Genomic DNA, 26,485 nt, shown 5'->3' on the forward strand with positions numbered 1-26,485 from the left:
CTACATCGGATCCACCGCCCTCAGTTCGCCGTCCAGCTCCAGCCACCTGGTCAGGCCCAGGCCGCGCAGGAAGGGCAGGTCGTGGCTGACCACGATCAGCGCGCCCCGGTAGGCGGCCAGCGCCTGGGTGAGCTGGTGGACGCTGGCGAGGTCCAGGTTGTTGGTCGGCTCGTCGAGCAGCAGCAGCTGCGGCGGCGGGTCGGCCAGCAGCAGGGCGGCCAGCGTCGCCCGGAAGCGTTCGCCGCCGGACAGCGTGCCGACCGGCTGCTCGGCCCGGGCGCCCCGGAACAGGAAGCGGGCCAGCCGGGCGCGGATCGCGTTGTCCCCGGCGGCGGGGGCGAACCGCTTGACGTTCTCCACGACGGTGAGTGCGTCGTCCAGCAGGTCGAGCCGCTGCGGCAGGTGGCGCAGCCCCTCCGGGGTGGTGATCTGCCCCTCCAGCGGGGAGAGTTCGCCCGCGATGGTGCGCAGCAGCGTGGTCTTGCCGGAGCCGTTGCGCCCGACCAGGGCGATCCGCTCGGGGCCGCGCAGGTCGAGGTCGACGGTGGCGCCGAAGGGCAGCCGGACCTTCTGCAGGGTGAGCACGGTGCGCCCGGCCGGCACCTCGGTGCGCGGCAGGTCGATCCGGATCTCGGCGTCGTCGCGCACCGCCTCCTCGGCGGCGGTCAGCCGCGCCCTGGCCTCCTCCAGGCGTTCGGCGTGCATGCCGGTGAGCCGGCCGGCCGTCTCCTGGCCCTTGCGTTTGAGCATCCCGGCGAAGATGTGCGGGTCGTTGCGGGTGACCGCGCGCTTCTTGCCGTAGCTGGCGCTGCGGTCCAGCCTGGTGCGGGCCTCGGCCAAGTCCCGCTTCTGGCGCTGGACGTCGGCCTCGGCGTTGCGCAGCAGCCGCTCGGCCGTCTCCTGCTGGGCGGCGAGGGTGCGCTCGTAGTCGTCGTAGTTGCCGCCGTACCACGTCACCCCGCCGTCCCGGAGGTCGGCGATCTGGTCGACGTGCCGGAGCAGTTCGCGGTCGTGGCTGACGATCACCATGGCGCCCTGCCAGCCGGCCACCGTCTCGTAGAGCCGCTCGCGGGCGGCCCGGTCGAGGTTGTTGGTGGGCTCGTCCAGCAGCAGCACGTCGGGGCGGCTCAGCAGCAGGGCGGCCAGTCGCAGCAACACCGCCTCGCCGCCGGAGAGTTCGCCGGTGGTGCGGTCGAGGCCGAGGCGGCGCAGGCCGAGCTTGTCGAGGGTGGCGCGGGCGCGCTCCTCGACGTCCCAGTCGTCGCCGACGGCGTCGAAGTGCCGCTGGTCGGTGTCGCCCGACTCGATGGCGTGCAGGGCCTCGCGGGCGGCCCGGATGCCGAGCGCCTCGTCGACCCGCAGGCCGGTGTCGAGGGTGAGGCCCTGCGGCAGGTGGCCGAGTTCGCCCTCGACCCGGACGGTGCCGCCGGTGGGGGTGAGTTCGCCGGCGATCAGCCGCAGCAGGGTCGACTTGCCGGCCCCGTTGAGGCCGATGAGTCCGGTGCGGCCGGGGCCGACGGCGAGGTGGAAGCCGTCCAGGACGGACTTGCCGTCGGGCCACTCGAACGCGAGGTCGGTGCAGAGGACGGCGGTGGTGGGTTGTGCCATGCAAGGCCTCCCGGGTGGTTGCTGAAGGGGTGACGAGCAACACGGGGAGACACCGCGGGTGCGGAACCGGGACGGCCGGAGGACAGGACGGCGCGATGACGCGCCACGGGCCGTGACTGAGGTCGCACACTCGCACACCACGCGGCAAGGGCCACAGCTACAGCTATGACTACGGCTGCGACTGCGACTGCGGCGACAACTGCGGCCGTCAGAACGACAGCGGCAGCGGGGCCTGCGTGGCGGGGGCGGTGTCCCGGGACCTCAGTAGAGCAACGGCCTTCTCCTTGTCTGGCGGATGACGCGAACCACGCTAGGCACGTCGGCGAACGGTCGCAACCGGTTTTCCGGACCGCCCGCGCGCCGGGCCGAACGCGGCCCCGTGCCGATCCGGTGCCGATCCGGTGACGGCCTCGTACCGGCCGGGGGCGCCTGTAAGGAGTTCCTTATCCGCATGGCAGACTCCTCACCTGCCATACCTGCGGCCCCGGTCGGCCGCACCCGAGGACCGGGCCGTATGGCGGTAGTCAACAGGGGGATTTGAAATCATGTCACCGATATCCAGGCCGAGCCGTGCCGTCCTCGGCGCCACCGTCGCCGCGCTCACCATGGTGGTCGCCAGCGGCTGCGGCCCGGACAACAGCGACCCGGCCGGCGCCCAGACCTCCGCGCCGTCGGTCGCGGCCAGTGCCTCCGGGAAGCCGGGCGCGGCTCCGATCAAGCTGCCGACGGTCGAAGAGCTGAAGACCTGGAAGCTCGACGACTGGGACAAATGGGCCCAGGCCAACGTGATCACCCCGGCGGCCAAGGGCTACTGGACCCTGCAGAAGCTGCTGAACGCCAAGCCGAAGCCGCTGCCGCAGGCGCCGGCCCAGCCCACCGGGCAGCCGACCGCCCAGCCGACGAGCGCGGCCCCGGCCCAGCCCACCGCCGCCCAGCCGCCGACCGGCCCGGACCAGCTGCCCCCGGTCGTCGCCGCCAAGCCCGTGGCGCACCCCTTCCCGAAGAACATGCACGTCAACGGCAAGATCTTCTTCAAGGACGGCAACGAGGACTACGTCTGCTCCGGCACCGTCGTCTCCGACCCGGCCAACCCGGGCAAGAGCAACCTGGTGTGGACCGCGAGCCACTGCCTGCACGGCGGCAAGGGCAACAAGTACTACACCGACATCACCTTCGCCCCCGCCTTCAACAGCAACGGCGTGCTGAGCAACGGCAACAAGCAGAAGTCCAAGCTGGACGACGCCGAGCCGTACGGCGAGTGGGGCGCGACCGCCGGCATGGTCTCCCCGCAGTGGACCCAGGAGGCCGACCCGGAGAAGGGCGGCCCGTGGAGCCAGTACGACTTCGGCATCATCAAGGTCACCAACCCCGACCCGAGCGGCAAGTCGCTGGAGGAGACCGTCGGCGGCTCCGTGCCGCTGTGGTTCAACGCCCCGCGCGACCAGCTCGCCTCCGTCGCCAACTACGGTTTCCCGGAGGGCAAGCCCTTCGACGGCGTCGAGCTGGAGCACTGCGACGGCGGCAAGCCGGCCGCGAAGCCCGGTGACCCGAGCCGCCCGGCGATGCTGATGATCGGCTGCAACATGACCGGCGGCAGCAGCGGCGGCGGCTGGTACACCACCAAGGACGGCAAGCCGGCCCTGGTCAGCGACACCTCCGTCGGCAACGGCGCCAACACCTACGAGGCGGGCCCCTACCTGGAGGACGTCGCGGCGCACATGTTCGACTACTTCTCCAAGAAGGCCAAGTGATCGGCGGCTGAGACCCGCCCCGGTCCCGTGCGGGGCCGCGACTGCCGGAAGGCAGCCGCGGCCCCGCCGCCTTTTCCGGCTCGGGGCCCGGTCCTCCTACAATCGGCTCCATCATGAGCGCGACACTCGTAGTCAAGGACCTCGCCGCCGGCCACGGCGAACGCACCCTCTTCACCGGCCTGGACCTGGTCGTCGCCCCCGGCGACGTGATCGGCCTGGTCGGCGTGAACGGCGCCGGCAAGTCGACCCTGCTGCGGCTGCTGGCCGGGCTGGACACCCCCGAGGGCGGGTCGCTGCGGCTCAGCCCGGCGAGCGCCAACGTCGGCCACCTGCCGCAGGAGCCGGAGCGGCGCGAGGGCGAGTCGGTGCGCGGCTTCCTGGCCCGGCGCACCGGCGTGGCGGCCGCCCAGGCCGAGCTGGACGAGGCCACCGAGGGCCTGGTCGAGGGCCGCCCCGGCGCCGACGACGCCTACGCGGCGAGCCTGGACCGCTGGCTGGACCTCGGCGGCGCCGACCTGGACGAGCGGGCCGAGGAGGTGGCCGACTCGCTCGGCCTCAAGGTCTCCCTCGACCTGCCGATGACGGCGCTCTCCGGCGGCCAGGCCGCCCGCGCGGGCCTGGCCTCGCTGCTGCTCTCCCGCTACGACGTGTTCCTGCTGGACGAGCCCACCAACGACCTCGACCTGGACGGCCTGGAGCGGCTGGAGGCCTTCGTCAAGGGCCTGCGCGCCGGCACCGTGCTGATCAGCCACGACCGCGAGTTCCTGGCCCGCACCGTGACCAAGGTGCTGGAGCTGGACCTGCACCAGCAGCAGGTCAACCTGTACGGCGGCGGCTACGAGGCGTACCTGGAGGAGCGGGCGGTGGCCCGCCGGCACGCCCGCGAGGAGTACGAGGACTACGCCGACACCAAGTCCTCGCTGGAGGCCCGGGCGCAGATGCAGCGCAACTGGATGGAGCACGGGGTCCGCAACGCCCGCCGCAAGGGCGGCGACAACGACAAGAACGCCAAGGCGAAGCGCACCGAGTCCACCGAGAAGCAGGCCTCCAAGGCCCGGCAGACCCAGCGGATGATCGAGCGGCTGGACGTGGTCGAGGAGCCGCGCAAGGAGTGGGAGCTGCGGATGGAGATCGCCACCGCGCCGCGCTCCGGCTCGGTGGTGGCCACCCTGCGGGCGGCCGTCGCCCAGCGCGGCGACTTCGCCTTCGGCCCGGTGGACCTGCAGATCGACTGGGCCGACCGGGTCGCGATCACCGGGGCCAACGGCGCGGGCAAGTCCACCCTGCTGGCGGCCCTGCTCGGCCGGCTCGCACTCGACTCCGGCAGTGCCGTGCTGGGCTCCGGCGTGGTGGTCGGCGAGGTCGACCAGGCGCGCGGGCTCTTCCTCGGGGGCGAGCCGCTGGCGGACGCCTTCGCGGCCGCCGTGCCGGAGCTCACCGAGGAGGAGGTGCGCACCCTGCTGGCCAAGTTCGGCCTCAAGGCGGTGCACGTGCTGCGCCCGGCGGGCACCCTCTCCCCCGGCGAGCGCACCCGGGCCGCGCTGGCGCTGCTGCAGGCCCGCGGGGTCAACCTGCTGGTGCTGGACGAGCCCACCAACCACCTGGACCTGCCCGCGATCGAGCAGCTGGAGTCCGCGCTCGGCTCGTACACCGGCACCCTGCTGCTGGTCACCCACGACCGGCGGATGCTGGACACGGTGGCGGTGAACCGGCGGATCGAGGTCCGGGGCGGCCGGGTGCACGAGCTCTAGGCTCCTTCGAGACACGGACGGCCGCCCCGGGAATTGGTCTCTACCTCTTCCCGGAGCGGCCGTCATGTGCTGTGCTGTCGGCCATGGTTGACAGCGCAGTGGCAGGGACGCCCCACCCGACCGTCCCGCTCACCCCGATGACGGTGCCGGCCCACCAGGCCGAGGCCCGCAGCAAGGCATTCCACGACGTGATGGCGCAGCGCCGGACCGTCCGCGACTACTCCACCGAACCGATCCCGGACGGGGTGGTCGAGTGGGCCGTCCGCACCGCGAGCACCGCGCCCAGCGGCGCCCACGTCCAGCCCTGGCGGTTCGTGGTGATCACCGACCCGGAGCGCAAGCGGCTGCTGCGCGAGGCGGCCGAGGCGGAGGAGCGCGAGTTCTACGGCCACCGGGCGTCCGAGGAGTGGCTGGCCGCGCTGGCGCCGATCGGCACCGACTGGCACAAGCCGTTCCTGGAGGACGCGCCGGCCGTGATCGTGGTCTTCGAGGTGCACAAGGGCCCCGACTCGCCGCGCCCGTACTACACCAAGGAGTCGGTGGGGATCGCGGTCGGACTGCTGCTGGCCTCGCTGCACCAGGCCGGGCTGGCCACGCTGACCCACACGCCGAGCCCGATGCGGTTCCTCAACGAGGTGTGCGGGCGCCCGGCGGAGGAGCGGGCCGCGTACGTGATCCCGGTCGGCTACCCCGCCGAGGGGGCGCGGGTGCCGGACCTGCGGCGCAAGGAGCTGGACGAGGTGATGGTCCGGCTCTGACGCGCCGGAGGCCGCCTCCTCCCGCCCCTCTCCCGCTCCCGCCCGCCCCCGCCGGTCGGCGGGACGGGATGCGCCCCCGTCCGGATGTGGCAGGTCCGGGCCAAGGACATAATCGCCGCCATGAGCCCCGCACTGCCGCAGTCCTGCGAGCCCGTCCGGGCGGCACCCGAGGTGACCACCGGGCGGCCGCCCGAACTGCTGCGGCTGCCCGGCGGCCTCTGCCTGCACCGCCGCCGCAGCGCCCACGCACCCGCGCTGCACCGGGCGGTCCGGGCCAACCTGGAGCACCTGCGGCCCTGGCTGGACTGGGCGGCCGAGGTCCCCACCCGGGCCCGGACCGCCGAACGGACCAGGGCCGGCACCGCCGCCTGGGAGGCCGGGACGGACTTCATGTACCTCGCCGACCTGGACGAGGCCCCCGGCCGGGTGGTCGCCGCCCTCGGGCTGCACGCGCGGCTCGGCCCGGGCGCGCTGGAGATCGGCTACTGGGTCGCGGCCCGGCACGTCGGCCGCGGCATCGCCACCGCCGCGGCCGGGGCGCTGACCCAGGCCGCGCTGGCGCTGCCCGGGATCGCCCGGGTGGAGATCCGCTGCGACCGGGCGAACACCGCCAGCGCGGCCGTCCCGCGCAAGCTCGGCTACCGGCTGGACCGGGTCACCGAGGCCGCCGTCCGGGCCCCGGGCGAGACCGGACGGCAGCTGGTCTGGGTCATGGAGCGGTGACGGCCCGGGCCCTCGGGGCGGGCGACGCCCGGGGCGCTCAGTAGCGCCCGCCCTCCGGGGCCGGCAGCGCGTCCAGCTCGGCCAGGTCGGCCGCCGAGAGCTCGACCGCGGCCGCGCCCACGTTGTCCTCCAGGTAGCGCGGCGTCTTGGTGCCCGGGATCGGGAGGACGTACCGGCCCTGCGCCAGCACCCAGGCCAGCGCGACCCGCGCCGGGGTGGTGCCGAGCCGCTCGGCGATCTCCCGGACCCTGCCGACCAGCGCCAGGTTGGCCTTGAGCGCGTCCTGCTGGAAGCGCGGCAGGCGGCGGCGGAGGTCGTCCTCGGGCAGCTCGTCGAAGGAGGAGATGCTGCCGGTCAGGAAGCCCCGGCCGAGCGGCGAGAAGGGCAGGAAGGCGATGCCCTGCTCCTCGGTGTACGGCAGCACCTCGGCCAGCACGTCCCTGGTCCACAGCGACAGCTCGGACTGCACGGAGGCCACCGGGTGCACCGCCTGGGCGCGCCGGATCTCCTCGACGCCGACCTCGGAGAGCCCGATCCGGCGGGCCTTTCCGGCCCGGACGGCCTCGGCGAGCGCGCCCCAGGTCTCCTCGATCGGGACGGCCGGGTCGACCCGGTGCAGCTGGTACAGGTCGACGTGGTCGGTGCCGAGCCGGCGCAGGCTGTCGTCGATCGAGCGGCGCACGTGCTCGGGCCGGCCGTCGCGCACGTTCGGGCCGCCGCCGCCCGGGACGATGCCCACCTTGGTGGCGAGGAAGGCGCGCTCGCGGTGCGGGCCGGCCAGGGCGGCGCCGACCACCTCCTCGTTGCTGTACGGGCCGTAGACGTCGGCGGTGTCGATCAGGGTGACGCCGAGGTCCAGGGCCTGGTGGATGACCCGGACGGACCTCTCGTCGTCCCGGCTCCGGACGTCGTAGGCGTGGGTCATCCCCATGCAGCCGAGGCCGATCACGCCGACCTCCGGGCCGCCGCTGCCGAAGAAGGCGCTGCGCATGACGGTGCTCCGTTCTGTGGTTCCGCTCTGTGGTTCCGCTGAGCCGAAGTGGATCAACGCCGCCAGCTTCCCCCTTGGAGTGCACTCGAGGTCAAGCCTTCCGAGGTCAACCCCCGCCTCCGGTACGGTCATCGGACCGCCGTGCGGCGCGAACGGGGCGCGCGCCTCCGGTTTCACCACCGGGCTCCCGCACCCGGCCGTCGGCCCGGGCGTTCGCCCCCGGACGGTCCGCCCGGGCCCGGCGGACGTCCGCCCCGCCAAACCGGCGCGCGGGGGCCCGGTCGCGGGATCATCGCGCCACCTGGCGCCGCCGGTCCGGTCTTGGCACGGCTCGCCGCGACGGTCGAGGCTCGGTCCGCGGCCGGTCGACCCGGCCCGCCGCCACGGAGGCGACCGAAGACGTCGCCCGCCTCGGGGAGGAACCCATGTCGCTCTCGCGCACCCGCACCGCCGCCCTCGCCCTCACCCTCGCCGCCGCCACCGCGCTGACCACCGCCGGCCTCGCCACCCCGGCCCAGGCGGCCGGCCACCGCGCGCTCAGCCGCTTCGACGACGGCAGCTTCGAGTCCCCCAAGATCGCGCCGAACACCTTCACCGAGCCGGTGGCCGGCCAGAGCATCGGCCCGTGGCTGGTCACCAGCGGCAGCGTCGACCTGATCGGCGCCGGGTTCTGGCAGGCCGCCGAGGGCGACCAGTCGGTGGACCTCAACGGTGCCGACAGCGGCGCCATCGCCCAGACCTTCACCACGATCCCCGGCGCCACCTACTCGGTGAGCTACGCACTGGCCGGCAACCCCGGCGGCGGGCCCGCCCTGCGGACCGGCCGAGTGCTGATCGACGGACAGGACTTCCAGGACTTCTCCTTCGACGTCACCGGCAAGACCCGCGCCGCCATGGGCTACGTCGGACGGCAGTTCAGCTTCGTCGCGTACAACTCCTCGACCACGCTGACCTTCGAGAGCACCGTGCGGGGCGCCTTCGGGCCGGTGCTCGACGACGTCCAGGTGAAGGAGTGCAAGCCCTGCTGCGGCGGCTGACCGGCTGACGGGCCGTCACGGGCCGACCCGCCCTCCTTAAACCCTCCCTAAAACCTGCTCTCGGAAGGCTCCCGAACCCCGGGAAGTGCTTGACGTGCACAGCTGGTCTAGTCCAGTTTGATCCTCAGCACCGCGCTCCTCCCGCACCGGAACAGCCCCCATGCTGCCGCCCGCCCCGCGTCTCCCCCCTTCGCGGCGCGGGCGGCCCCACGCTCCGAGAGGCACCCCCATGCCCAGCGCGCCCCAGCACGCCCCCACCCGCCGCCGCCCCGCCGGCCGGACCACCCTGCTGAGCCTCGCCGCCGCCACCGCGCTCGCGGCCGGCGGCCTCGCCGCCCTCGCCGGGAACGCCGGCGCCGCGGACGCGAACCTGCTCGCCAACGGCGGCTTCGAGAGCGGCACGCTCGCCCCGTGGAGCTGTTCCGCCGGCACCGGAAGCATCGTCACCTCCGGCGCCCACAGCGGAACCGACGCCCTCAAGGGGGCGGTGAGCGCGAGCGACACCGCGCAGTGCGGCCAGACCGTGAGCGTCCAGCCCAACACCACCTACACCCTGAGCGCCTGGGTGCAGGGCCAGTACGTCTACCTCGGCGCCACCGGCAGCGGCGTCACCGACCCCGCCGTGTGGACCCCGGGCGGCGCCAACTGGCAGCAGCTGTCCGCCAGTTTCACCACCGGACCGAGCACCACCAGCGTCAACGTCTACCTGCACGGCTGGTACGGGCAGGGCGCCTACCTCGCCGACGACGTCACCCTCACCGGCCCCGGCGGCGGCGGACCGACCACTCCCCCGACCACCCCGCCGACCTCCACCCCGACCGGCGGCCCGACCACCCTGCCGCCGAACGTCGCCCTCCCCGTCGCCCCGTACATCGACATGGGCGCCTGGCCCACCCCGTCCATGCCCGACATGGCCAAGGCCGGCAGCGTCAAGGGCTACACCATGGGCTTCGTCACCGGCGTCGGCTGCAAGGCCAGCTGGTTCAACGCCTACGACCCGCGCACCGGTTGGGCCAAGGACCAGGTCGACGCGCTGCGCGCGGCCGGCGGCGACGTCAAGCTCTCCTTCGGCGGCGCCAGCGGCACCGAACTCGCCGCCGCCTGCACCTCGGTGGACTCGCTGTTCAACGAGTACGACGCGGTCGTCAACGCCTACAACCTGCGCTACGTCGACTACGACATCGAGGGCGCGGCGATCGCCGACACCGCCTCCAACGACCGCCGCTCCGCCGCACTCGCCAAGCTCCAGCAGGCCCACCCCGGCCTCAAGGTCTCGCTCACCCTGCCCGTCCTGCCCGAGGGCCTGACCAGCGACGGCGTCGCCATCGTCAAGTCCGCCCGGGACGCCGGGGTCGACCTGGACCTGGTGAACATCATGGCGATGGACTACTACCGCTCCGGCAGCGACTACGGCAACGCCGCCGTCCAGGCCGCGCAGGCGACCTTCGGCCAGCTCAAGGCGCTCTACCCGGCGAAGACCGACGCCCAGCTGTGGGCCATAGTCGGGGTCACCCCGATGATCGGCGAGAACGACGATCACCAGATCTACAACCAGGCCGCCGCCCAGCAGTTGACGACCTTCGCCCAGCAGAACCACCTCGGCCTGCTCGCCTTCTGGGACGCCACCCGGGACGCCAACGCCTGCACCGGCTCGCTGGCCAAGTGCACCAACATCACCCAGCAGCCGTACGAGTTCGCGAAGATCTTCAGCAAGTACACGGGCTGACGCCACGACCCCGCGGGGCGCCGACGGGCCAGGGGGCCGTCGGCGCCTCCGTGCGTCACGGCCGGGCCGACACTCTCGGGCGGCACGGACAGCTCGGGCAGCTCGGGTAGCTCGGGTGGCACGGGCGGCTCGGGCAGCCGGAAGAAATTGGCATCTCATCGTCCCGGACCGTCAACTACAGTCCCTCCCACCTGTACGGAACGAGGGGGCGGACATGACGGTCCGGGACGACCACCACCAGCTGATCACCACCACCACGACCAGCGAAGCCGCGTGTGCGGCGGGCCTCACCCCCGAGGAACTCAGCGCGTTCAGCGTCACCCTGGGCCGGCTGCGCGGCCTCCCCCCGCACGACCGCACCCGGCTGGTCGCCGAGCGCCAGCTCAGCTCCTTCGTGATGGAGAGCCGCAAGCGCCGCCGCCAGGAGGCCAAGGACGCCGTCCGGCAGGCCGACGCCGCACTGCTCGCCGCCACCGCGACCGGCGCCCGGCAGCGCCGCGAGGACACAGCGCTCGCCACGGCTCCGGGAGGGCCGGTCGGCGAACTGGTCGTCGCGCGCAAGTGCTACGTCTGCAAGCAGGCGTACCGGCAGGTCGACGGCTTCTACCACATGCTGTGCCCGGACTGCGCGGCCGACAACACCGCCCGCCGCGGCCTCTCCACCGACCTGCGCGGGCGCCGGGCGCTGCTCACCGGCGGACGGGTGAAGATCGGCTTCCAGCTCGCGCTGATGCTGCTGCGGGACGGCGCCGAGCTGACCGTCACCAGCCGCTTCCCGCAGGACACCGTCCGCCGCTTCCGCGCCGCCGAGGGCAGCGCGCAGTGGTGGGAGCGGCTGACCGTGGTCGGCATCGACCTCCGTGACCCGCGCCAAGTCCTTGGCTTGACCGAGCAGTTGCGCGCCGAGGGCCGACCGCTGGACATCCTGGTCAACAACGCCGCGCAGACCCTGCGCCGCCCCCCGGAGTCCTACGCCCTGCTGGCGGCGGGCGAGGCCGCGGCCCTGCCGGGCGCCGACCGCCGGGCCGTCACCCACGCCCCCGGCTTCCGGCCGTCCGCCGTCGCGGCCCAACTCCCTTCCGGGGCGGGCTCCCTGCTGGACCTCACCGACGAGGCCGGGCTGCTGCCCGACCTGGCACCGGCCAACTCCTGGTCCGCCACGCTCGGTTCGCTCGACCCGGCGGAGCTGCTGGAGACCCAGCTGGTCAACTCGCTGGCCCCGGCCCTGCTCTGCGACCGGCTACTGCCGCTGCTGCTGGCCTCCCCGCACCCCGCCCGCTACATCGTCAACGTCACGGCGGTGGAGGGCCGGTTCGCCGTCCGCAACAAGACCGCGCGCCACCCGCACACCAACATGGCCAAGGCCGCGCTCAACATGCTCACCCGCACCAGCGCCGCCGAACTCGCCCCACGGGGCGTGCACATGTGCGCCGTCGACACCGGCTGGATCACCGACGAGAACCCGGCGCCGGCGAAGACCCGGATCGCCGCCCGGGGCTTCCGCACCCCGCTGGACATCGTGGACGGCGCGGCCCGGGTGTACGACCCGATCGTGCGCGGCGAGGCGGGCCACCCGGTGTCGGGGGTGTTCCTCAAGGACTACCGGGTCGCGGAGTGGTGACGGCCCGCGGGCGGTGACGGCTCAGGTGTCGTAGCAGCCGTCCCACGGCGCGTGGAAGCCGAGGCCGTCGGGGCGGAGCTCGACCCAGGGCCCTTCCTCCTCGCCCTCCTCGTCGTCCTCGTCGGCTTCCTCCTCGTCGAGGAGGAGCCCGAAGAGCACGCCGTCGACCTCCACGGAGAACTGCGCGATCGCGATGTCCCCGTACGCGCGCTCGGGCAGGGCGTCCAGCCACTCGTCCAGCAGCCGACGGGCCTCCGCCGCCGTGCCGACGGCCCGGATGCTCGACTCCAGGTGCTGCCCCGCCGGGTCGAAACGGTGCAGCACCGCGTACGGTCGGCCCTCGGCCACGACGGCCGAGGCCAGGAACTGGCCGCCCTGCCAGCGGCCGATGGTGTCCGTGCGCCAGTCCGGCTCGCGCCGGATCGGGATCAGTGCGGGTACGTTCATGCTCGAACCCTAGGCCCGACCTGCGAGGACGGCCCGCCCGGGGTGCTCCCGGGCGGGCCGTCGCGCCGTACAGCGGTCAGCGGTCAGCGGTCAGCGGTCAGCGGCCGGTCGGCAGGTTGGCCCCACCGGTGCAGTCGAGCACCACGCCGGTGACGAAGGTGTTGGCGGCGAACATCTGGATCGCCCGGGCGACGTCCTCGGGGCGGCCGACCCGGCCGACCGGGGTGGTGGCGGCCAGGCCGTCGAAGAGCGCGGTGCGCTGCTCGGCGGGGACGCGGTCCCACCACGGGGTGTCGATGACGCCGGGCGAGACTGCGTTGACCCGCAGCGGGGCGAGTTCGACGGCCAGCGGCGGGACCATCGCCTCCAGGGCGCCGTTGATGGCGGCCAGTCCGGCGGTGCCGGGGATGGCGGCGCGGGCCGAGGCGGCGGTGATCAGGGTGACCGAGCCGTCCTCGCGCAGGTGCGGCAGGGCGGCCTGGAGGACGCGCACCTGCGGCCAGAACTTGGCGTCGAAGCCGTGGGCGAGGTCGGCGAGGTCGAGTTGGGCGAAGGGGCCGCTGCCGGCCGCGCCGCTGACCGCGACGACCAGGTGGTCGACGGTGCCGGCGCCGGTGAAGAAGGCGGCGAGGGCGGCCGGGTCGGTCGCGTCCAGCTGTGCGCCCTCGGTCTTTCCGCCGATCCGGGCGACGGCGGCGTCCAGCTTCGCGCGGTCGCGGCCGGTGATCACGACCTCGGCGCCGTCGGCCGCGAAGGCGGTCGCGGTCGCCTCGCCGATGCCCGAGCTGCCGCCCATGACGACGACGCGCTGTCCGGTGAAGAGGTTCGATGCAGTGCTCATGGTTCTGGCCCTTCCGGCTTGATCAGGAACTTGTCGAGACCATCGGTTCCGGTAATGATGTTTGCCGAGACTGCTAGTCTTGTCAAGTGGGGGAGGAAGAACGGGGACCGGAGGAAAGGGACACCACCATGAGCGAGACCGACCCCCAGGCCGCCCGGCCGCACACCGGCCGCCGCCGCAACGAGGCGGCCCACCGGGCGATCCTGGACGCGGCACTGCACCTGCTCGCGGAATCCGACGGCACGCCCGTCACCATCGACGCCATCGCCCGCGCGGCCGGCGTCGGCAAGCAGACCGTCTACCGCTGGTGGCCCTCCAAGGGCGCCGTCCTGCTGGACGCCCTCACCGACCGCGCCGACCAGGACGTCACCGACCACCCGGACACCGGCGCACTCCGCACCGACCTGCGGACCTTCGTCGAGACCACCTTCGACGCCGCCCAGCAGAGCACCACGGCCTCCGCGCTGCGCACCCTCGTCCGCGAGGCCGCCCGCGACCCGCACCTGGCCGAACTGATGCAGGCCTTCACCGCCACCCGGCGCGACGCGCTGCACGAGCTGCTCGCCCGGGGGCGCGAGCGCGGCGAACTGGCCGAGCACGCCGACCTGGACCTGATCGTGGACCAGGTCTACGGGGTGTTCTGGTACCGCTTCCTGCTCGGCCACGGCCCGCTGGACCCGACCGTCGCCGAGCGGCTCGCCGACACCCTGGTCACCGGGAACGACTAACCGGGCACGCCCCGGCGCCGCACCAGCGGCAGGTACACCTCGTCGACGATCTCCACCAGCACGTCGTCGGGCGCGCTCGGCACCCCCCGCACCACGAACTCGTTGCGCAGCAGCACCACCGCCACCGTCGCCACCCGCGGGTGCAGCACCTCGGGCTCCGCCTCGCCGCGGGCGACGGCCCGGCCCAGCACGGTGAGCCAGGGGGCGGCCGCGGCGTCGCCGGACTGGTCCTGCAACTGCGCCAGGAACTCGCTCGCGCCGCCCGCGGCGGCCAGCAGTTCGCGCAGCACTCCGCCGAGCGGGGAGCTCCAGTGCCGGTTCGCCTGGCGCAGCAACTCCAGCGCGTCACCGCGCAGTTCGCCGGTGTCGGGGAGCGGGGCGGCCTTGGCGAGCTGCTTGTAGGCGGCGATGCCGAGGGCCAGGCGGTTCGGCCAGCGCCGGTAGATGGCGTTCTTGTTGGTGCCCGCGCGGGCGGCGACCTTGTCCATCGTCAGCCCGGCGTACCCGGACCCGGCGAGCTCCGCGACCGCGGCCGCCAGGATCGCCTCCTCCAGCGCCGCCCCGCGCCGCCGCGTCTGCCCGGCCATGCTCCCGCTCCGCCCTCGCTGTCGCCCGTACCGCCCCCATGCTTACTTGCCCTCCGACCCCGACGGCAACTACGGTACTGGCCGTACCGTAAATTCCGTACGTTTCCGATCCGCCATGAAGGCAGGGGACCATGCGCGCCAAGGGAATCAGCTACGACACCGGTTTCGTCAGGGACGGGTCGTACTCCCGCAAGCTGTTCGAGCCGGAGACCGTCGAACGCGAGCTGCGGATCATCCGCGACGAACTGCACTGCACCGCCGTCCGGATCATGGGCGGTGATCCGGACCGGATCGAGCTCGCCGCCGGGCTGGCCGCCGGACTCGGGCTGGAGGTCTGGTTCTCCCCGTACCCGCTGGAGCTGACCACCGAGGAGATGCTGCGGCTGTTCGCCGACTGCGCCGGGCGCGCGGAGCGGCTGCGGCGCGGCGGGGCCGAGGTGGTGTTCGTGGCCGGTGCCGAACTGAGCCTGATGAACCCCGGCTTCCTGCCCGGCGCCACCACGGACGAGCGGGTCGCGCTGCTCGCCCGGCCGGAGGAGGTGCGCCAGCACCTCGGGGCGGTCAGCGCCGAGGTCAACGCCTTCCTCCGCGAGGCGGTGGCCACCGTCCGCGCGCACTTCGACGGGCCCGTCACCTACGCCGCCGTCCCGCTGGAGCGGGTCGACTGGACGCCCTTCGACCGGATCTCCCTCGACCTGTACCGCTCCGCCGGGATCGCCGACCGCTTCGCCGACGGCGTCCGGGACCTCACGGCCCAGGGCAAGCCGGTCGCCGTCACCGAGTTCGGCTCCGCCACCTACCGCGGCGCGGGCGACCGGGGCGCGCTCGGCCTGGAGGTCGTCGAGTACGACGCCGACGGCCCGGTGCGCCTCGACGGCAGGTACGAGCGCGACGAGCCCGCCCAGGCCGGGTACGTCCGCGAGCTGCTGACGGCCTTCGACGAGGGCGGCATCGACGCCGCCTTCGTGTTCACCTTCGCGCTGTACGACTTCGTCCACCGCCCGGACGGCGACCCCCGCGAGGACCTCGACCTGGCCAGCTACGGCATCGTCAAGGTGTACGAGGACCGCCCGGGCAGCAGGTTCCCCGGCCTGCCCTGGGACCCGAAGGAGGCCTTCACCGCGGTCGGCGAGTACTACCGGACGCACTGACGCCCACCCGGTCGGCGCGGGAGGCCGGCCGGTCCGGCTTCCCGCGCCGACCGGGCGCTCAGGCGGTGCGGCGGCGGTAGTACGCGACACCGAGGGCGATGGTGATCGGCCCCCACAGCGCCGCCGGGCTGACGCAGACCCGGCACAGCGCCTCCCACCAGCCGTTGCTGAACCCGACCTCGTCCACCACGCCGGCCCAGGCGAGCGGCTGGAGCCCGAACAGTCCGAACAGCACCAGCCCGCCCAGCACCGTCGCGACCAGCGGCCCCAGCGGCGGCACCCGGCGCCCCCGCAGGAACGGCACCCAGCGCGGGAACACCTCGCCCCAGCCGCTGACCAGGCCCAGGGTGAGCAGCGCCAGCCCCTCGGTGACCAGGCTCAGTCCGAACACGTACGGGGTCGCCCACCAGACCCAGGGCGGGCGGTGCGGATCGACCGTGCCCATCGCGAAGTCGAAGGCGAACGGCAGCCGCCACAGGCAGTGCGGCAGGAGGACGAAGGGCAGGGCCTTGGCCAGGCGCAGGGCCCAACGGGGCACTGGGCGTTCGGTATCACCGACCGGGATGTTCATCACCATGCGTCCACCCTCGCCGCCACCGCCCCTCCCCCGCCTCGACCGCGCGACCGGAGCTCCTCCCCCGGGAGAGCCAACCGCGGTTCACCCTGCGGGAGGAGGGCGCGGGGGCGTCAGAACACGGAACTGATGCCGAATGAGGCGGCCACCAGGCCGAGGACGTACGTCGACTCGGCGCCGTTCAGGGAGGTCGGGTCGACGGAGTAGACGACCTTGCGGGAGAGGTCGCGGGTGGCGAAGACCCCGCTGGTGGAGCCGGGGCGGGAGCCGGTCTTGCCCCAGGCGGTGATGCCGTGGGCCTGGAGGCGCTCCAGGCCCGTGCTCATGCAGGCCTTGCCGCCGGGGCAGTGGGTGCTGTGGGCGGCGGTGGGGACGTCGGGGACGGTGAAGAGCAGTTCCTGCTGGGCGGCGGGGAGGAGGCGCCCGCGGAACAGGGCGGTCATGAAGCGGTCCAGGTCGTCGGCGCTGGAGACCATGCCGCCCTCGACCCAGGGCCAGGCGCTCTGCTCGGTCACGTCCGCCCGGTGGGTGCCGCCGCCGGCGTCGGGGACGGTCAGGTAGGGGCGGGTGGCGGGGTGGCGCAGGGAGGGGTCGTCGGCGTCCGGGAGGGCGGTGTCGTGCAGGCCGAGCGGCCGGATGATCCGGTCGTTCAGCTCGTCGGCGAAGCTGCGACCGGTGACCTCCTCGACGACCAGCCCGGCGACGAAGGTGTTCATGCCGTTGTACTGCTGCTCGGTGCCGGGCGTGAAGCCCAGCGGGTAGCCGTGCATGGTGGCGAGGACCTGCTCGGGGGTGAAGGAGTCGAACCGGTGGGCCTCGAACCAGGTGGTCGTCCCGTCGCCCCAGGGCGCGTTGGAGCCGTCCGGCAGCCCGCTGGTGTGGTTGAGCAACTGGCCGACCTCGACCCCCTGGTAGGGGAAGTCCGGCAGGTACCGCCGGACGTCGGCGTCCAGGTCGATCCGGCCCTCGGCGACGAGTTGGAGGACGACGGTGGTGGTGAAGACCTTGGAGACCGACCCGATCCGGAACCTGCCGTGCGGGTCCACCGCCATGCCGTCCTCCGCCGAACTGCCCTCGAAGCGGCCGGTGGAGCCGGTGACGCGGACGAAGGAGGCGGAGACGTCGGCGGCCGGCCGCCCGGCGAGTGCCGCCCGGACGGCCGCCCGGTCCAGCGGTGCCGGAGTTCCGGCCCCGGCCGCGCCCGCGGCGGGAGCAGCCGGGGCGGCGAGGGCGGGTGCACCGGCCCCGACCGTCAGCACGGCCGCCAGGGTTCCGGCCGCGGCGACGGCGGCCCAACGGGTGCGGTGCGTGGAGGCGTTCACGGGTTCTGCAGCTCCAGACTGGTCGTCGGCGAGCCGGCGCGTCCGGCTCACCGACGAGTCTGCCGACCCGCCGCGCCCCGATCATCAGGGTCGGACCGCCGCCGCCCCCTGATCTTCCGTCGGGGTGCACCCCCGAGAGCGCCCCGGGTCACGCCCTCGCCAGCAGGCTGACGTACCCCCGGTCCGGGCGCTCCGGCCGGGCCTGTTCCAGCCGGGTGGTGACGGTGAACCCGGCTCCCGCGAGCAGCGCGACCAGCCGGTCGGCCGGGACGAGGTGGGAGGCCCAGGTCACCGGGTGCCCGTACGCCGAGCTCGGCCGGGACTCCTCGTCGCCGGTGTGCCCGCCCAGCAGCAGGTGCCCGCCGGGGGCCAGCACCCGGTGGAACTCCGCGAGCAGCGCGGGTAGTTCGGCCTCCGGGGTGTGGTGGACGGAGTACCAGGCGAGGATGCCGCCGAGACTGCCGTCGGCGGCGTCCAGGGCGGCCATCGAGCCGACGGCGAAGCGCAGTCGGGGGTACGCGCCGCGGGCGAGGGCGATCATCGCGCCCGACACGTCGACGCCGTGGGCGCGGAGCCCCAGCCCGTTCAGGTACGCCGTCACCCGCCCCGGTCCGCAGCCGAGGTCGGCGACCTCGGAGCCGCCCGCCTCCCGGACCAGTTCCGCGAAGGCGGCGAGCATCGCGCGCGAGAGCGGGTCCATGCCCTCCGGCGGCACGACGCGGCGCAGGTAGTCGGCGGCCACGGTGTCGTAGGAGTCGCGGACGGCGGCGAGGTGAGCGGGGTGGTCGGAGTGGTCGGAGTGGGCGGGGCGAGCAGGGTGGTTCACCGCGCCGCACCAGGCTTCGCGGCCCGGGCGGCGCGCTCGGCGAAGACCTTCTCGCGGCGGTCGGCGGTCTGCTTCATCATCCGCTTGCGGTCGCGGGCGGAGAGCCGGTCGAGGTAGAGGCCGCCGTTCAGGTGGTCGGTCTCGTGCTGGAGGCAGCGGGCGAAGTAGCCGGCGCCCTCGATCACCACGGGTTCGCCGTGCTGGTCGACTCCGCGCACCACCGCGTGGGCGGGGCGGGCGAGTTGGGTGTTGGCACCGGGCACGGACAGGCAGCCTTCGACGTCCTCGACCAGCCGGCGGCCGGGCTCCTGCGCCTCGACCACCGGGTTGAGCACGTGTCCGACGTGCCGCACGCCGTCCTCGTCGGTGCAGTCGTAGACGAACAGCCTGAGGTCGACGTCCACCTGGTTGGCGGCGAGGCCGCAGCCGTCGGCGACGTACATGGTGGCGAACATGTCGTCGACCAGCCGGGCCAGCCACTCGCTGCCGAAGTCCTGCTCGGTCGCCGTGCGGCAGGTGCGGCGGAGGATCTCCTCCCCCACCTCGGTGATCCTCAGGACGGTCGGACGCTCGCGCAGCTCGGACACGGGTGCTCCCCTTCGATGGACTTGCTGTCAGCTTTGCAAAGTAGCAGACTTTGCAAAGTGACCGAAGACGTCGTCAGATCCGAGGCCCTCGCCGAACACGCGGTGCGCACCGCCCTGTTGGCACTCCTCGCCGAACACGGCACCCTCACCTCCACCGAGGCCGCCGCACACCTGGGGCAGAGCTCCGGACTCTGCTCCTTCCACCTGCGCCGGCTCGCCCACTACGGGCTGATCGAGGAGGCGCCCGCCCTCGACGGCCGGGCCCGACCCTGGCGCCTCCCCCGGGCCCGACCGGAGCAGAGCCCGGAGCGGGGATCGGAACAGAGCCCGGAGCCGGGCGAGGAGGAGTTCGGCGAACTCGCCCGCGGCCTGGAGGACGAGAGCCACCGGCGCTGGCTGGCCCGGCGCTCCGAGGCCCCGGCCGAGTGGCAGCGGGACGAGGCGTTCAGCGCCGTCGTCCACCTCACCCCGGCCGAACTGGCCGCCGTCGGCGCGGAGGTGCGCCGGATCCTCGCCCGCTACCGCGACCGCGAGGCCGACCCGGCCGCCCGCCCCGCCGGGGCCCGACCGGTCGCCGCCGTCACCCGGCTGTTCCCCCTACTGGAAGAGCACTGAGGCCACCGGCGCGGCACCAGAACCGGACGGACGTTCGGTGCGTCCGTTTGAGGCGTGATCAGTGCGGTGCTCGGCGGGATGCCGATGTTCTGGCCCGGACTGCTGCTCTCGCTGGTGCCGGCCGCGCTGCTGAACCGGCCGGTGGGGCGGTTGCTGCGGGCCCATTGGGTGGTGGGCTTCCTGCTGCTGCTCGGGCTCGGCGGGGTCCTGGTGGCGACGCTGCTGCCGGAGGCGTTCCGGCTGTCCGCGGACGCCGTGCGGCACTGCACCGTCCAGGGCGCGCGGCCGCGTTCGCCGTACGAGCTGATGCACGTGCGGCACATCGAGCTCAAGCTGGCGACCTACGCCCCGGTCGGCTTCGCCGCCGCCCTGGCCGGGACCAGGCGGCGGGCGGTGGTGGCGCTGCTGGGCGCGGCGGTGCTGCCGTTCGCGGTGTCGGCGGTGCAGTACGCGGTGCCGTCGATCGGGCGGGCCTGCGACGTGCAGAACGTCTGGGACGGGGTGCAGGGGGTCGTCCTGGGGGCGGCGGTGGGGCTGGCGCTGGCACCGGTGGTCCGGCGGGTGGCCCGGGCCCGGGCGGCGGCGCCCTGAGCGGCCGTCACTGCACGACCAGGTAGCGCTGCTCGCTCCCCCCGCTGACGCAGCCCCCGCCGGTGGCCGGCCCGCCGGTGCAGTCGCCCGGCCCCGAGGTGAAGACGGTCCAGATGTACACCCCGGGCAGCTTCGGCGTGTACGTGATGCTCAGCGCGGTCTGCCAGGGCCGGTGGTCCCAGTCGGTGGCGCCCGGCGTCAGGATGTTCACCGTGGAGGTGGTGCCGGCGCTCGCCCAGCTGAACTCGACCGGCTTCCCCACCGGAACCACCTGCTGGTCCTTCGGGAAGACCGGGATGGGGGCCGAAGGGGCGGACTTGACCGGGTTGGCCGCCTGGTCCTGGTCGGTCTGCACGTTGAGGTAGCGGGTGGCGCTCCAGCCGCTGCCGATGCTGCCGCTGGAGGCGTTGGCGCCGACCACGGCCCACTGGTAGACGCCCGCCTCGGTGGGCTTGAAGGTGCAGGCGGCGGAGGTGAGCCAGCCGGAGGCCTTCCAGGGCAGGCTGCCGCGCCGGGTGAAGACCTTGGTCACCGCGCCGGCCTTGTCCCAGCTGAGCGTCAGCGAGCGGCCCAGCGTCAGGGTGTCCCGGTCGGCGGGGGTGAGCAGGCCGGAGGCGTGCGGGGTGCCGTTCGGCACCGCCGCGGGCGGGCCCTGGTAGGCGCTCGCGTCACCGCCCGTACCGCCGACGGAACCGGACGCGCCGGAGGACCCGCCGGTCACGCAGTCCGGCGAACCGCCGTCGTCCTTGGCGACCACGAAGCCGCCGTTGTCCAGCCCGGTGCCGCCGCCGCCCTCGTGCCGCAGGTAGACCGGCACCAGCACCGCGGCCGCGATCAGCACCAGCGCGCTCGGCAGCACGATCCGGAGCCGCCGCGCCCGGCGCCTCCGGGCCGCCGCCTCCGAGGGCTCGGTGCGCACCCAGCCACCGGCGCCGTACGGGTCCGCGCCCAGCAGGGTCGGCACCCGGGTGGACGGCACCCGCCCGGGCGGCGCCACCCCGGGGCCCGGGCCGGGCGCCAGCAGCGGTGCCTCCGGGACGGCGGGCCGCACCCGCAGCGCCTCCGGCAGCCATGAGCCGGTCGGCCCCTCGTACCCGGGCGGCCCGAGCCGCTCCACCAGCTCGGCGGGGGTGGGCCGGTCCTCCGGGCGGCGGGCCAGGCAGGCGGCGACCAGCGGGCGCAGCGCCTCGGGCACCTCGCCGAGGTCGGGCTCGGTGTGCATGATCCGGTACAGCAGCACCTGCGGGTTGCCGCCGTGCCCGTACGGGGCGCTGCCGGCGGCGTGGCAGAGCACCCGGCCGAGGCTGAACAGGTCGCAGGCGGGGCTGAGCGGCTCGCCCGCGATCTGTTCCGGCGCCATGTAGCCGGGGGTGCCGATGACGGTCTGGGTGCGGGTGATCGAGGCGCCGTCGAGGGCGCGGGCGATGCCGAAGTCGATGACCCGCGGCCCGTCGTCGCTGAGCAGCACGTTGGAGGGCTTGAGGTCGCGGTGGACGAGTCCGACCGCGTGGATCGCCGCCAGGGCCTCGGCCAGTCCGGCGCCGAGCACCCGCAGGACGGGTTCGGGCAGCGGGCCGTGGGCGGCGACGGCCGACTCCAGGGACGGGCCGGGGATGTAGGCGGTGACCAGCCAGGGCGGGTCGCCGTCCGGGTCGGCGTCGACCACCTGGGCGGTGTGGAAGCCGCCGACCCGCCGGGCGGCCTCCATCTCCTGGGTGAAGCGGAGCCGGAAGTGGGGGTCGGTGGCGAGGTCCCAGTGCACGCACTTGACCGCGACGAGCCGCCCGCCGGGCGAGCGTCCCAGGTACACGGTCCCCATCCCACCGCTGCCGAGCCGGGCCAGCAGCCGGTAGCGGCCGCCGACCGTCCTCGGGTCGGTGGGTCTCAACGCCTCCACGTCCACCCCCGGCGTGCGCGTTCCACGTTCCGCGGGGACGACGGCAGTTGAGCACATGTCAGTTGCCTTTCCCCGCACGGGGAATCATCTCAGCAGCACGCCTGCGGGGCTAGATCACGAAGGCAAAGAACCGAAGGAAAGGCACTCGGGGCGAGGAGCGGCCCGCACGGGCCTCAGTGCGGGATCGAGGAGATCAGCTCGTGCGCCCCCTGCCGCTTGAGCGCGAGGGCGACCGAGGTGCCGAGGTCCTCCGGGGTGAGCGCGCCGGCCCACTCGTGGGCGTCCAGCACCCGCTTGCCGTCGGGGGTGAAGACCCGGCCGCGCAGCGAGAGCCGGCCGTCCGCCTCCGCCTTGGCGAAGCCGGAGATCGGGCTGTTGCAGTGGCCCTGCAGCACGTGCAGGAACATCCGCTCGGCCGACGCCTCGCGCCAGGTGTCGTGGTGGCCGAGCCCGGTGACGGCCTCGATGGTCGCCGCGTCGTCCTCGCGGCACTGCAGCACGAGGATGCCGGCACCGATCGGCGGGCACATCTCCTCGACCGGCAGGACCTCGGTGATCCTGGCCCGCTCGCCGATCCGCTCCAGCCCGGAGACGGCGAGCAGCAGCGCGTCGACGTCCCCGGCGGCCAGCTTGGCGAGCCGGCTGTTGGCGTTGCCGCGGATCGGCACGCACTCCAGGTGCGGGTGGGAGGCGGCGAGCTGGGCGATCCGGCGGACGGAGGAGGTGCCGATCCGGGCGCCGGGCGGGAGTTGGGCCAGGGTCAGGCCGCCGGGGTGGACGAGTGCGTCGCGGATGTCGTCGCGGCGCAGGTAGGCGGCGAAGACGGTGCCGGCGGGCAGCGGGCGGTCGGCGGGCACGTCCTTGAGGCAGTGCACGGCGACGTCGGCCTCCCCGGCGAGCAGCGCGGCGTCCACCTCCTTGGTGAACGCGCCCTTGCCGCCCAGGGCGGCGAGGTCCCCGGTCCAGCGGTCGCCGGAGGTGGTGACCGGCACCACCTCGGTGCGCAACCCCGGGTGCAGCTCGGCGAGTTCGGCGCGGACCCGGTCGACCTGGGCGAGTGCCATGGGTGAGGAGCGGGACACGATGCGGATCAGCTCAGCGGTGGCCATGGCGCGATGATAGGCGCCCCTACGGCCACGGCCGTGACCGCGTCACGTACTCGGCGTAACGGCGCGGCGGTTCCGCCCACGGCGGGGCGGCCGGGCGGTGCACCACCCGGCCGCCCCGCCGCCCCGCCGCCCTACGGACCAGCCGCCCGCCGCGCCCCGAGCGGGCTCACTCGTTGTGCAGCACCTCGGCGATCGGCAGCCGGGCCGCCGAGCGGGCCGGGACCAGCGCGCCGAGGACGGCGATCGCGACGCCCGCGAGGGCGAGGGCGGCCAGCAGCGGGGCGCCCCAGACGTCGATCATCGCGTCGGTGAAGTGGATGATCCGGACGTGCTCGGCGATCAGCCGGTGCACCAGGATCCCGACCGGGATGCCGACGATCCCGCTGACCACGCCCTGCCAGGCCACCGAGGTGACCGTCATCCCGACCACCTGCCGGGGCGTCATCCCGATCGCCTTGAGCATGCCGAGGTCGCGGCGGCGCTCCCGGATGGTGAGCAGCAGGGTGTTGAAGACGCCGAGCGCGGCGACCACCGACAGCAGGACGGAGAAGGTCGTGCTGAACGTCTTGATCGCGACGACCGACCCTTCCGTGCTCGGGGCGACGACCGCGGTGCCCAGGCTCGGGTCGGCGTCCGTGACGGCCTTCCGGTAGGCCGCGGCGTCGGCGCCGTCGGCGAGCCGCACGTCGTACTCGACCACGTGCGGGTCGGAGGTGAGCAGCGCCCTGGTGGCGGCGTTGGAGGAGATCGCGTTGGCGTTGCCCTGGGTCTCCAGGCCGACCAGGGTGACGGTGGTCCGCCGGTCGTCCAGGGCCAGGGTGATCCGGTCGCCGAGCTTGAGCCCGTGCTGGTCCAGGAAGGCCGGCCCGGCCTCGGCCTCACCGGGCCCGGTGGCCGGGCGGCCCTCGACCACGTTCAGCCGCCGGTGGTCGACCATGGCGTCGCCGCCGTAGAAGTTGGCGAAGACCGGCTGGGGCTGGCCGACGATGCCGACCCGCACCAGGCCCCGGACGGAGACCTGGTCGGCGCCGGGGGTGGCGTGCAGCATCGCCTCGGTCTGCTCCGCGGTCAGCCGGGGCGCGAGCTTGCTGCCGGAGAAGACGGCGGTCTGCACGTTGATGTGGGTGTGCTGGTCCGGTGCGGACATCGAGGCGGCCAGGGTGCTGGTCAGCCCGGTGGTCACGGTCACGGTGACCACGCCGAGCGCGATCGCCGCCATGGTCAGCGCGGTGCGGGCCGGGCGGGCGAAGGGCTGGCCGAGGCCGAGGCTGACGGCGCGGGGCAGCCTGGTGCCGCTCAGCCACCGCTGGACCTTGAGGCCGCGCCCGGTGCGCGGCGCACTGCCCGCCGAGATGGCCTGGGCGGCGGAGAGCTGCCGGGCCCGCGAGGCCGGGACGAGCGCGGCGAGGGCGACCAGCAGCGGGACGCCGAGCAGGGTCGCGGCGGGCAGCCAGCCGGCCGGGTCGATCACGGCGGTGCCGGTGGCGATGCCGCTGAACGCGGTCTTGAGGATCGGGTACGCGGCCGTCCAGCCCGCCGCCGTGCCGAGCACCGTGCCGACGACGGCGGGTACCGAGACCATCGTCAGGTAGACCGTGACCACCTGGCGCGGGGTGAAGCCGATCGACTTGAGCACCCCGATGTGCCGGTAGCCGGAGACCACCGCGCCGCTGACCACGTTGCCGACGATCAGCGCGGCGACGACCAGGGCGAGCACGCCGAAGACCGTCATCACCGGCAGGTAGGCGTCGGCGCCGGCCGAGAACGCCTGCTTGAGCACCAGGTAGGACTGGGCGTTGGCGACCGCGCCCTCGGGCAGGCCCTCGGTGGCGCGGCCGAGCGAGGCGGTGAGCCGCTGCTCGGTGGCCGCGTCGGTGAAGCGGTAGAGCATCTGCCGACCGGTGGGGTGCAGGGCGGCCGCCTGCTCGGGGGTGACCCAGCCGCCGGCGGACTGGCTCATCTCGCTCGCGAAGCCGACGACGGTGAGCCGCTCCCCGGTGCCGGTGGTGAGCCGGGTGCCGAGGTTCCCCTCCGAGGAACCCCCGGCGGTACCGATGACCACCTCGCCGGGCGCGGTGGCCCAGCGGCCGGACAGCAGCTTCACCCGGTCCACCGGCGCGGCCGCCGGGTCGGGCCGGCCGACCAGGATCAGCGGGCCGGGCGGGTGCCCGATCCAGTCGGTGGGGATGGTCACCACCGCCTGGTCGAAGGGCCCGGCCGTCGCCTCGACGCCCGGCCGGTGTGCGGTGGCGGCCAGCTGCTCCGCCGAGGCCTTGGCCGGGTCGAAGAGGGCGCTGACGTGCGCGCCGCGCTCACCCTCGAAGGCGGTGTCGAAGGGGGCCCGGGCGGCGCTGATCACCGCGAGGGCGAGCAGCACCGTCGCGGTGGAGCAGAAGACGACCAGTCCGATCACGACGGTCTGCACCCGGCGGCGCTTCACGGCCGCCCGGGAGGCCCGCCACACAGCACTGTTCACGAGGACCCCTCCAGCATCCGCTCGCGCGCCACCTTGCCGTCGGCGACCTCGACCAGCCGACTGGCGCAGCGGGTGGCCAGGTCGGGGTCGTGGGTAACGATCAGCAGGGTCTGCCCGATCTGGTTGAGGTCGATCAGCAGGTCCATCACCTGCTCGCCGGAGCGGCTGTCCAGCGCGCCGGTCGGCTCGTCGGCGAGCAGCAGCGCGGGACGGTTCATCAGGGCGCGGGCCACCGCGACCCGCTGGCGCTCGCCACCGCTGAGGGTGGCCGGGTAGACGTCCTTGCGGTGCGCGACGCCGAGTTCGTCCAGCAGCTCCAGCGCGCGTCGGCGCGCCTGCTTGGCGCTGGTGCCGGTCAGCTGGGCGGCCAGGGCGACGTTGTCGAGGGCCGGGAGGTCGTCGATCAGGTTGAAGAACTGGAAGATCATGCCGATGTGGCGGCGGCGGAACAGCGCCAGGCCGTTCTCGTTCAGCCCGCCGAGGTCCTGCCCCTGCACCCGGACGCTGCCGGAGCTGGGCCGGTCCAGCCCGGCCACCATGTTCAGCAGGGTGGACTTGCCGCACCCCGAGGGGCCCATCACGGCGACCGCCTCACCCGCGCGGATCCTCAGGTCGACGCCGTCGAGCGCCTTGGCGTCGCCGAACTCCTTGTGCACCCCGGACAGCTCGACGACGTACGGCGCGTCGTCGGGCCGGGTGGTCCCGTCGTGGTCGTTGCTCATGGTCGACGACGGTAGGCGCGGCCTCCCGGGCCGGGCGTCCCACCCC

24 protein-coding genes are annotated in these 26,485 nt (G+C 74.1%); 11 read left to right on the plus strand and 13 right to left on the minus strand.

What is annotated here, in order from left to right:
- The gene (locus ACFY2K_RS24315) at positions 1 to 1,608 is read right to left on the minus strand and encodes an ABC-F family ATP-binding cassette domain-containing protein (protein WP_375891158.1); all 1,608 of its coding nucleotides are present in this window, start codon (positions 1,606 to 1,608) and stop codon (positions 1 to 3) included.
- A 545-nt stretch (positions 1,609 to 2,153) separates the two neighbouring features.
- On the opposite strand from ACFY2K_RS24315, the gene ACFY2K_RS24320 reads away from it, so the two are divergent.
- From ACFY2K_RS24320 to ACFY2K_RS24335, 4 genes are all read left to right on the plus strand, one after another.
- Positions 2,154 to 3,359, plus strand: a complete 1,206-nt coding sequence (locus tag ACFY2K_RS24320; protein ID WP_380523578.1) for a trypsin-like serine peptidase — start codon at positions 2,154 to 2,156, stop codon at positions 3,357 to 3,359.
- A gap of 113 nt (positions 3,360 to 3,472) precedes the next feature.
- Complete coding sequence (locus tag ACFY2K_RS24325) at positions 3,473 to 5,110, plus strand: ABC-F family ATP-binding cassette domain-containing protein (RefSeq protein ID WP_375891155.1); 1,638 nt, start codon at positions 3,473 to 3,475, stop codon at positions 5,108 to 5,110.
- An 83-nt stretch (positions 5,111 to 5,193) separates the two neighbouring features.
- On the plus strand, positions 5,194 to 5,868 hold the full coding sequence (locus ACFY2K_RS24330; protein ID WP_375891153.1) for a nitroreductase family protein: 675 nt from the start codon (positions 5,194 to 5,196) through the stop codon (positions 5,866 to 5,868).
- Between the two features lie 120 nt (positions 5,869 to 5,988).
- A complete protein-coding gene (locus ACFY2K_RS24335) occupies positions 5,989 to 6,591 on the plus strand; it encodes a GNAT family N-acetyltransferase (RefSeq protein WP_380523582.1) in 603 nt (200 codons plus the stop codon).
- A gap of 37 nt (positions 6,592 to 6,628) precedes the next feature.
- Here the strand turns inward: ACFY2K_RS24335 and ACFY2K_RS24340 are convergent, their stop codons facing one another.
- Positions 6,629 to 7,582 (minus strand): aldo/keto reductase, encoded by a 954-nt coding sequence (locus ACFY2K_RS24340; RefSeq protein WP_380403183.1) that lies wholly within the window; start codon positions 7,580 to 7,582, stop codon positions 6,629 to 6,631.
- A 425-nt stretch (positions 7,583 to 8,007) separates the two neighbouring features.
- Here ACFY2K_RS24340 and ACFY2K_RS24345 point away from each other — a divergent pair, with 425 nt between their 5' ends.
- The 3 genes from ACFY2K_RS24345 (at position 8,008) to ACFY2K_RS24355 (ending at position 11,966) form a co-directional block, all read left to right on the plus strand.
- On the plus strand, positions 8,008 to 8,619 hold the full coding sequence (locus ACFY2K_RS24345) for a choice-of-anchor C family protein (RefSeq protein WP_380644082.1): 612 nt from the start codon (positions 8,008 to 8,010) through the stop codon (positions 8,617 to 8,619).
- 229 nt (positions 8,620 to 8,848) lie between these two features.
- Positions 8,849 to 10,345 (plus strand): carbohydrate binding domain-containing protein, encoded by a 1,497-nt coding sequence (locus tag ACFY2K_RS24350; RefSeq protein WP_387713941.1) that lies wholly within the window; start codon positions 8,849 to 8,851, stop codon positions 10,343 to 10,345.
- A gap of 214 nt (positions 10,346 to 10,559) precedes the next feature.
- Positions 10,560 to 11,966 (plus strand): SDR family NAD(P)-dependent oxidoreductase, encoded by a 1,407-nt coding sequence (locus ACFY2K_RS24355; RefSeq protein ID WP_387713943.1) that lies wholly within the window; start codon positions 10,560 to 10,562, stop codon positions 11,964 to 11,966.
- 21 nt (positions 11,967 to 11,987) lie between these two features.
- Here ACFY2K_RS24355 and ACFY2K_RS24360 read toward each other — a convergent pair whose 3' ends face one another.
- Together ACFY2K_RS24360 and ACFY2K_RS24365 are read right to left on the minus strand one after the other, a co-directional pair.
- A complete protein-coding gene (locus tag ACFY2K_RS24360) occupies positions 11,988 to 12,413 on the minus strand; it encodes a hypothetical protein (protein WP_375891143.1) in 426 nt (141 codons plus the stop codon).
- Positions 12,414 to 12,510: 97 nt separating this feature from the next.
- Positions 12,511 to 13,254 (minus strand): SDR family oxidoreductase, encoded by a 744-nt coding sequence (locus ACFY2K_RS24365; RefSeq protein WP_380588664.1) that lies wholly within the window; start codon positions 13,252 to 13,254, stop codon positions 12,511 to 12,513.
- 128 nt (positions 13,255 to 13,382) lie between these two features.
- Between ACFY2K_RS24365 and ACFY2K_RS24370 the strand changes: the two genes are divergently transcribed.
- On the plus strand, positions 13,383 to 13,982 hold the full coding sequence (locus ACFY2K_RS24370; RefSeq protein WP_380529656.1) for a TetR/AcrR family transcriptional regulator: 600 nt from the start codon (positions 13,383 to 13,385) through the stop codon (positions 13,980 to 13,982).
- Here the strand turns inward: ACFY2K_RS24370 and ACFY2K_RS24375 are convergent.
- On the minus strand, positions 13,979 to 14,569 hold the full coding sequence (locus tag ACFY2K_RS24375; protein ID WP_375891138.1) for a TetR/AcrR family transcriptional regulator: 591 nt from the start codon (positions 14,567 to 14,569) through the stop codon (positions 13,979 to 13,981). The genes ACFY2K_RS24370 and ACFY2K_RS24375 overlap by 4 nt on opposite strands.
- Before the next feature lie 131 nt (positions 14,570 to 14,700).
- Between ACFY2K_RS24375 and ACFY2K_RS24380 the strand changes: the two genes are divergently transcribed.
- Positions 14,701 to 15,720: a hypothetical protein gene (locus ACFY2K_RS24380; protein ID WP_387713946.1), complete on the plus strand. Its 1,020-nt coding sequence runs from the start codon at positions 14,701 to 14,703 to the stop codon at positions 15,718 to 15,720.
- A 58-nt stretch (positions 15,721 to 15,778) separates the two neighbouring features.
- Here ACFY2K_RS24380 and ACFY2K_RS24385 read toward each other — a convergent pair whose 3' ends face one another.
- The 4 genes from ACFY2K_RS24385 to def all read right to left on the minus strand — a co-directional run bounded on the left by ACFY2K_RS24385 (position 15,779) and on the right by def (position 19,029).
- Entirely contained in the window at positions 15,779 to 16,258 is a 480-nt protein-coding gene (locus tag ACFY2K_RS24385) for a hypothetical protein (protein WP_387713949.1), read from the minus strand.
- A gap of 149 nt (positions 16,259 to 16,407) precedes the next feature.
- The gene (locus tag ACFY2K_RS24390) at positions 16,408 to 17,616 is read right to left on the minus strand and encodes a serine hydrolase domain-containing protein (protein ID WP_380644078.1); all 1,209 of its coding nucleotides are present in this window, start codon (positions 17,614 to 17,616) and stop codon (positions 16,408 to 16,410) included.
- Positions 17,617 to 17,764: 148 nt separating this feature from the next.
- Positions 17,765 to 18,442: a class I SAM-dependent methyltransferase gene (locus ACFY2K_RS24395; RefSeq protein ID WP_380588675.1), complete on the minus strand. Its 678-nt coding sequence runs from the start codon at positions 18,440 to 18,442 to the stop codon at positions 17,765 to 17,767.
- Positions 18,439 to 19,029: a peptide deformylase gene (gene def / locus ACFY2K_RS24400; protein ID WP_375891130.1), complete on the minus strand. Its 591-nt coding sequence runs from the start codon at positions 19,027 to 19,029 to the stop codon at positions 18,439 to 18,441. The genes ACFY2K_RS24395 and def overlap by 4 nt, the downstream gene beginning before the upstream one ends.
- A 57-nt stretch (positions 19,030 to 19,086) precedes the next feature.
- On the opposite strand from def, the gene ACFY2K_RS24405 reads away from it, so the two are divergent.
- A complete protein-coding gene (locus tag ACFY2K_RS24405) occupies positions 19,087 to 19,644 on the plus strand; it encodes a helix-turn-helix domain-containing protein (protein WP_387713952.1) in 558 nt (185 codons plus the stop codon).
- Positions 19,645 to 19,698: 54 nt separating this feature from the next.
- Entirely contained in the window at positions 19,699 to 20,235 is a 537-nt protein-coding gene (locus ACFY2K_RS24410) for a hypothetical protein (protein ID WP_380588680.1), read from the plus strand.
- Positions 20,236 to 20,242: 7 nt separating this feature from the next.
- On the opposite strand, the gene ACFY2K_RS24415 is transcribed toward ACFY2K_RS24410, so the two are convergent.
- The 4 genes from ACFY2K_RS24415 to ACFY2K_RS24430 all read right to left on the minus strand — a co-directional run bounded on the left by ACFY2K_RS24415 (position 20,243) and on the right by ACFY2K_RS24430 (position 26,439).
- Positions 20,243 to 22,123 carry a serine/threonine protein kinase gene (locus ACFY2K_RS24415; RefSeq protein WP_387713954.1) on the minus strand — a complete coding sequence of 627 codons (1,881 nt, stop codon included), beginning with the start codon at positions 22,121 to 22,123 and terminating at the stop codon, positions 20,243 to 20,245.
- Between the two features lie 182 nt (positions 22,124 to 22,305).
- Positions 22,306 to 23,241 (minus strand): hydroxymethylbilane synthase, encoded by a 936-nt coding sequence (gene hemC / locus ACFY2K_RS24420; RefSeq protein ID WP_387713957.1) that lies wholly within the window; start codon positions 23,239 to 23,241, stop codon positions 22,306 to 22,308.
- A gap of 166 nt (positions 23,242 to 23,407) precedes the next feature.
- Complete coding sequence (locus ACFY2K_RS24425; protein WP_387713960.1) at positions 23,408 to 25,717, minus strand: ABC transporter permease; 2,310 nt, start codon at positions 25,715 to 25,717, stop codon at positions 23,408 to 23,410.
- Positions 25,714 to 26,439, minus strand: a complete 726-nt coding sequence (locus ACFY2K_RS24430) for an ABC transporter ATP-binding protein (RefSeq protein ID WP_380529676.1) — start codon at positions 26,437 to 26,439, stop codon at positions 25,714 to 25,716. The genes ACFY2K_RS24425 and ACFY2K_RS24430 overlap by 4 nt, the downstream gene beginning before the upstream one ends.
- Positions 26,440 to 26,485: the final 46 nt, after the last annotated feature.

The sequence above is a fragment of the Kitasatospora sp. NPDC001309 genome (assembly GCF_042896295.1).
Lineage (GTDB): Bacteria > Actinomycetota > Actinomycetes > Streptomycetales > Streptomycetaceae > Kitasatospora.

Coding starts and splice junctions, on each gene's coding strand:
- ACFY2K_RS24375 (WP_375891138.1), bottom strand. CDS start 14,569: ATGGCCGGGCAGACGCGGCGGCGCGGGGCGGCGCTGGAGGAGGCGATC.
- ACFY2K_RS24345 (WP_380644082.1), top strand. CDS start 8,008: ATGTCGCTCTCGCGCACCCGCACCGCCGCCCTCGCCCTCACCCTCGCC.
- ACFY2K_RS24315 (WP_375891158.1), bottom strand. CDS start 1,608: ATGGCACAACCCACCACCGCCGTCCTCTGCACCGACCTCGCGTTCGAG.
- ACFY2K_RS24340 (WP_380403183.1), bottom strand. CDS start 7,582: ATGCGCAGCGCCTTCTTCGGCAGCGGCGGCCCGGAGGTCGGCGTGATC.
- ACFY2K_RS24360 (WP_375891143.1), bottom strand. CDS start 12,413: ATGAACGTACCCGCACTGATCCCGATCCGGCGCGAGCCGGACTGGCGC.
- ACFY2K_RS24330 (WP_375891153.1), top strand. CDS start 5,194: ATGGTTGACAGCGCAGTGGCAGGGACGCCCCACCCGACCGTCCCGCTC.
- ACFY2K_RS24335 (WP_380523582.1), top strand. CDS start 5,989: ATGAGCCCCGCACTGCCGCAGTCCTGCGAGCCCGTCCGGGCGGCACCC.
- ACFY2K_RS24350 (WP_387713941.1), top strand. CDS start 8,849: ATGCCCAGCGCGCCCCAGCACGCCCCCACCCGCCGCCGCCCCGCCGGC.
- ACFY2K_RS24430 (WP_380529676.1), bottom strand. CDS start 26,439: ATGAGCAACGACCACGACGGGACCACCCGGCCCGACGACGCGCCGTAC.
- ACFY2K_RS24355 (WP_387713943.1), top strand. CDS start 10,560: ATGACGGTCCGGGACGACCACCACCAGCTGATCACCACCACCACGACC.
- ACFY2K_RS24365 (WP_380588664.1), bottom strand. CDS start 13,254: ATGAGCACTGCATCGAACCTCTTCACCGGACAGCGCGTCGTCGTCATG.
- ACFY2K_RS24325 (WP_375891155.1), top strand. CDS start 3,473: ATGAGCGCGACACTCGTAGTCAAGGACCTCGCCGCCGGCCACGGCGAA.
- ACFY2K_RS24370 (WP_380529656.1), top strand. CDS start 13,383: ATGAGCGAGACCGACCCCCAGGCCGCCCGGCCGCACACCGGCCGCCGC.
- ACFY2K_RS24320 (WP_380523578.1), top strand. CDS start 2,154: ATGTCACCGATATCCAGGCCGAGCCGTGCCGTCCTCGGCGCCACCGTC.
- hemC (WP_387713957.1), bottom strand. CDS start 23,241: ATGGCCACCGCTGAGCTGATCCGCATCGTGTCCCGCTCCTCACCCATG.
- ACFY2K_RS24380 (WP_387713946.1), top strand. CDS start 14,701: ATGCGCGCCAAGGGAATCAGCTACGACACCGGTTTCGTCAGGGACGGG.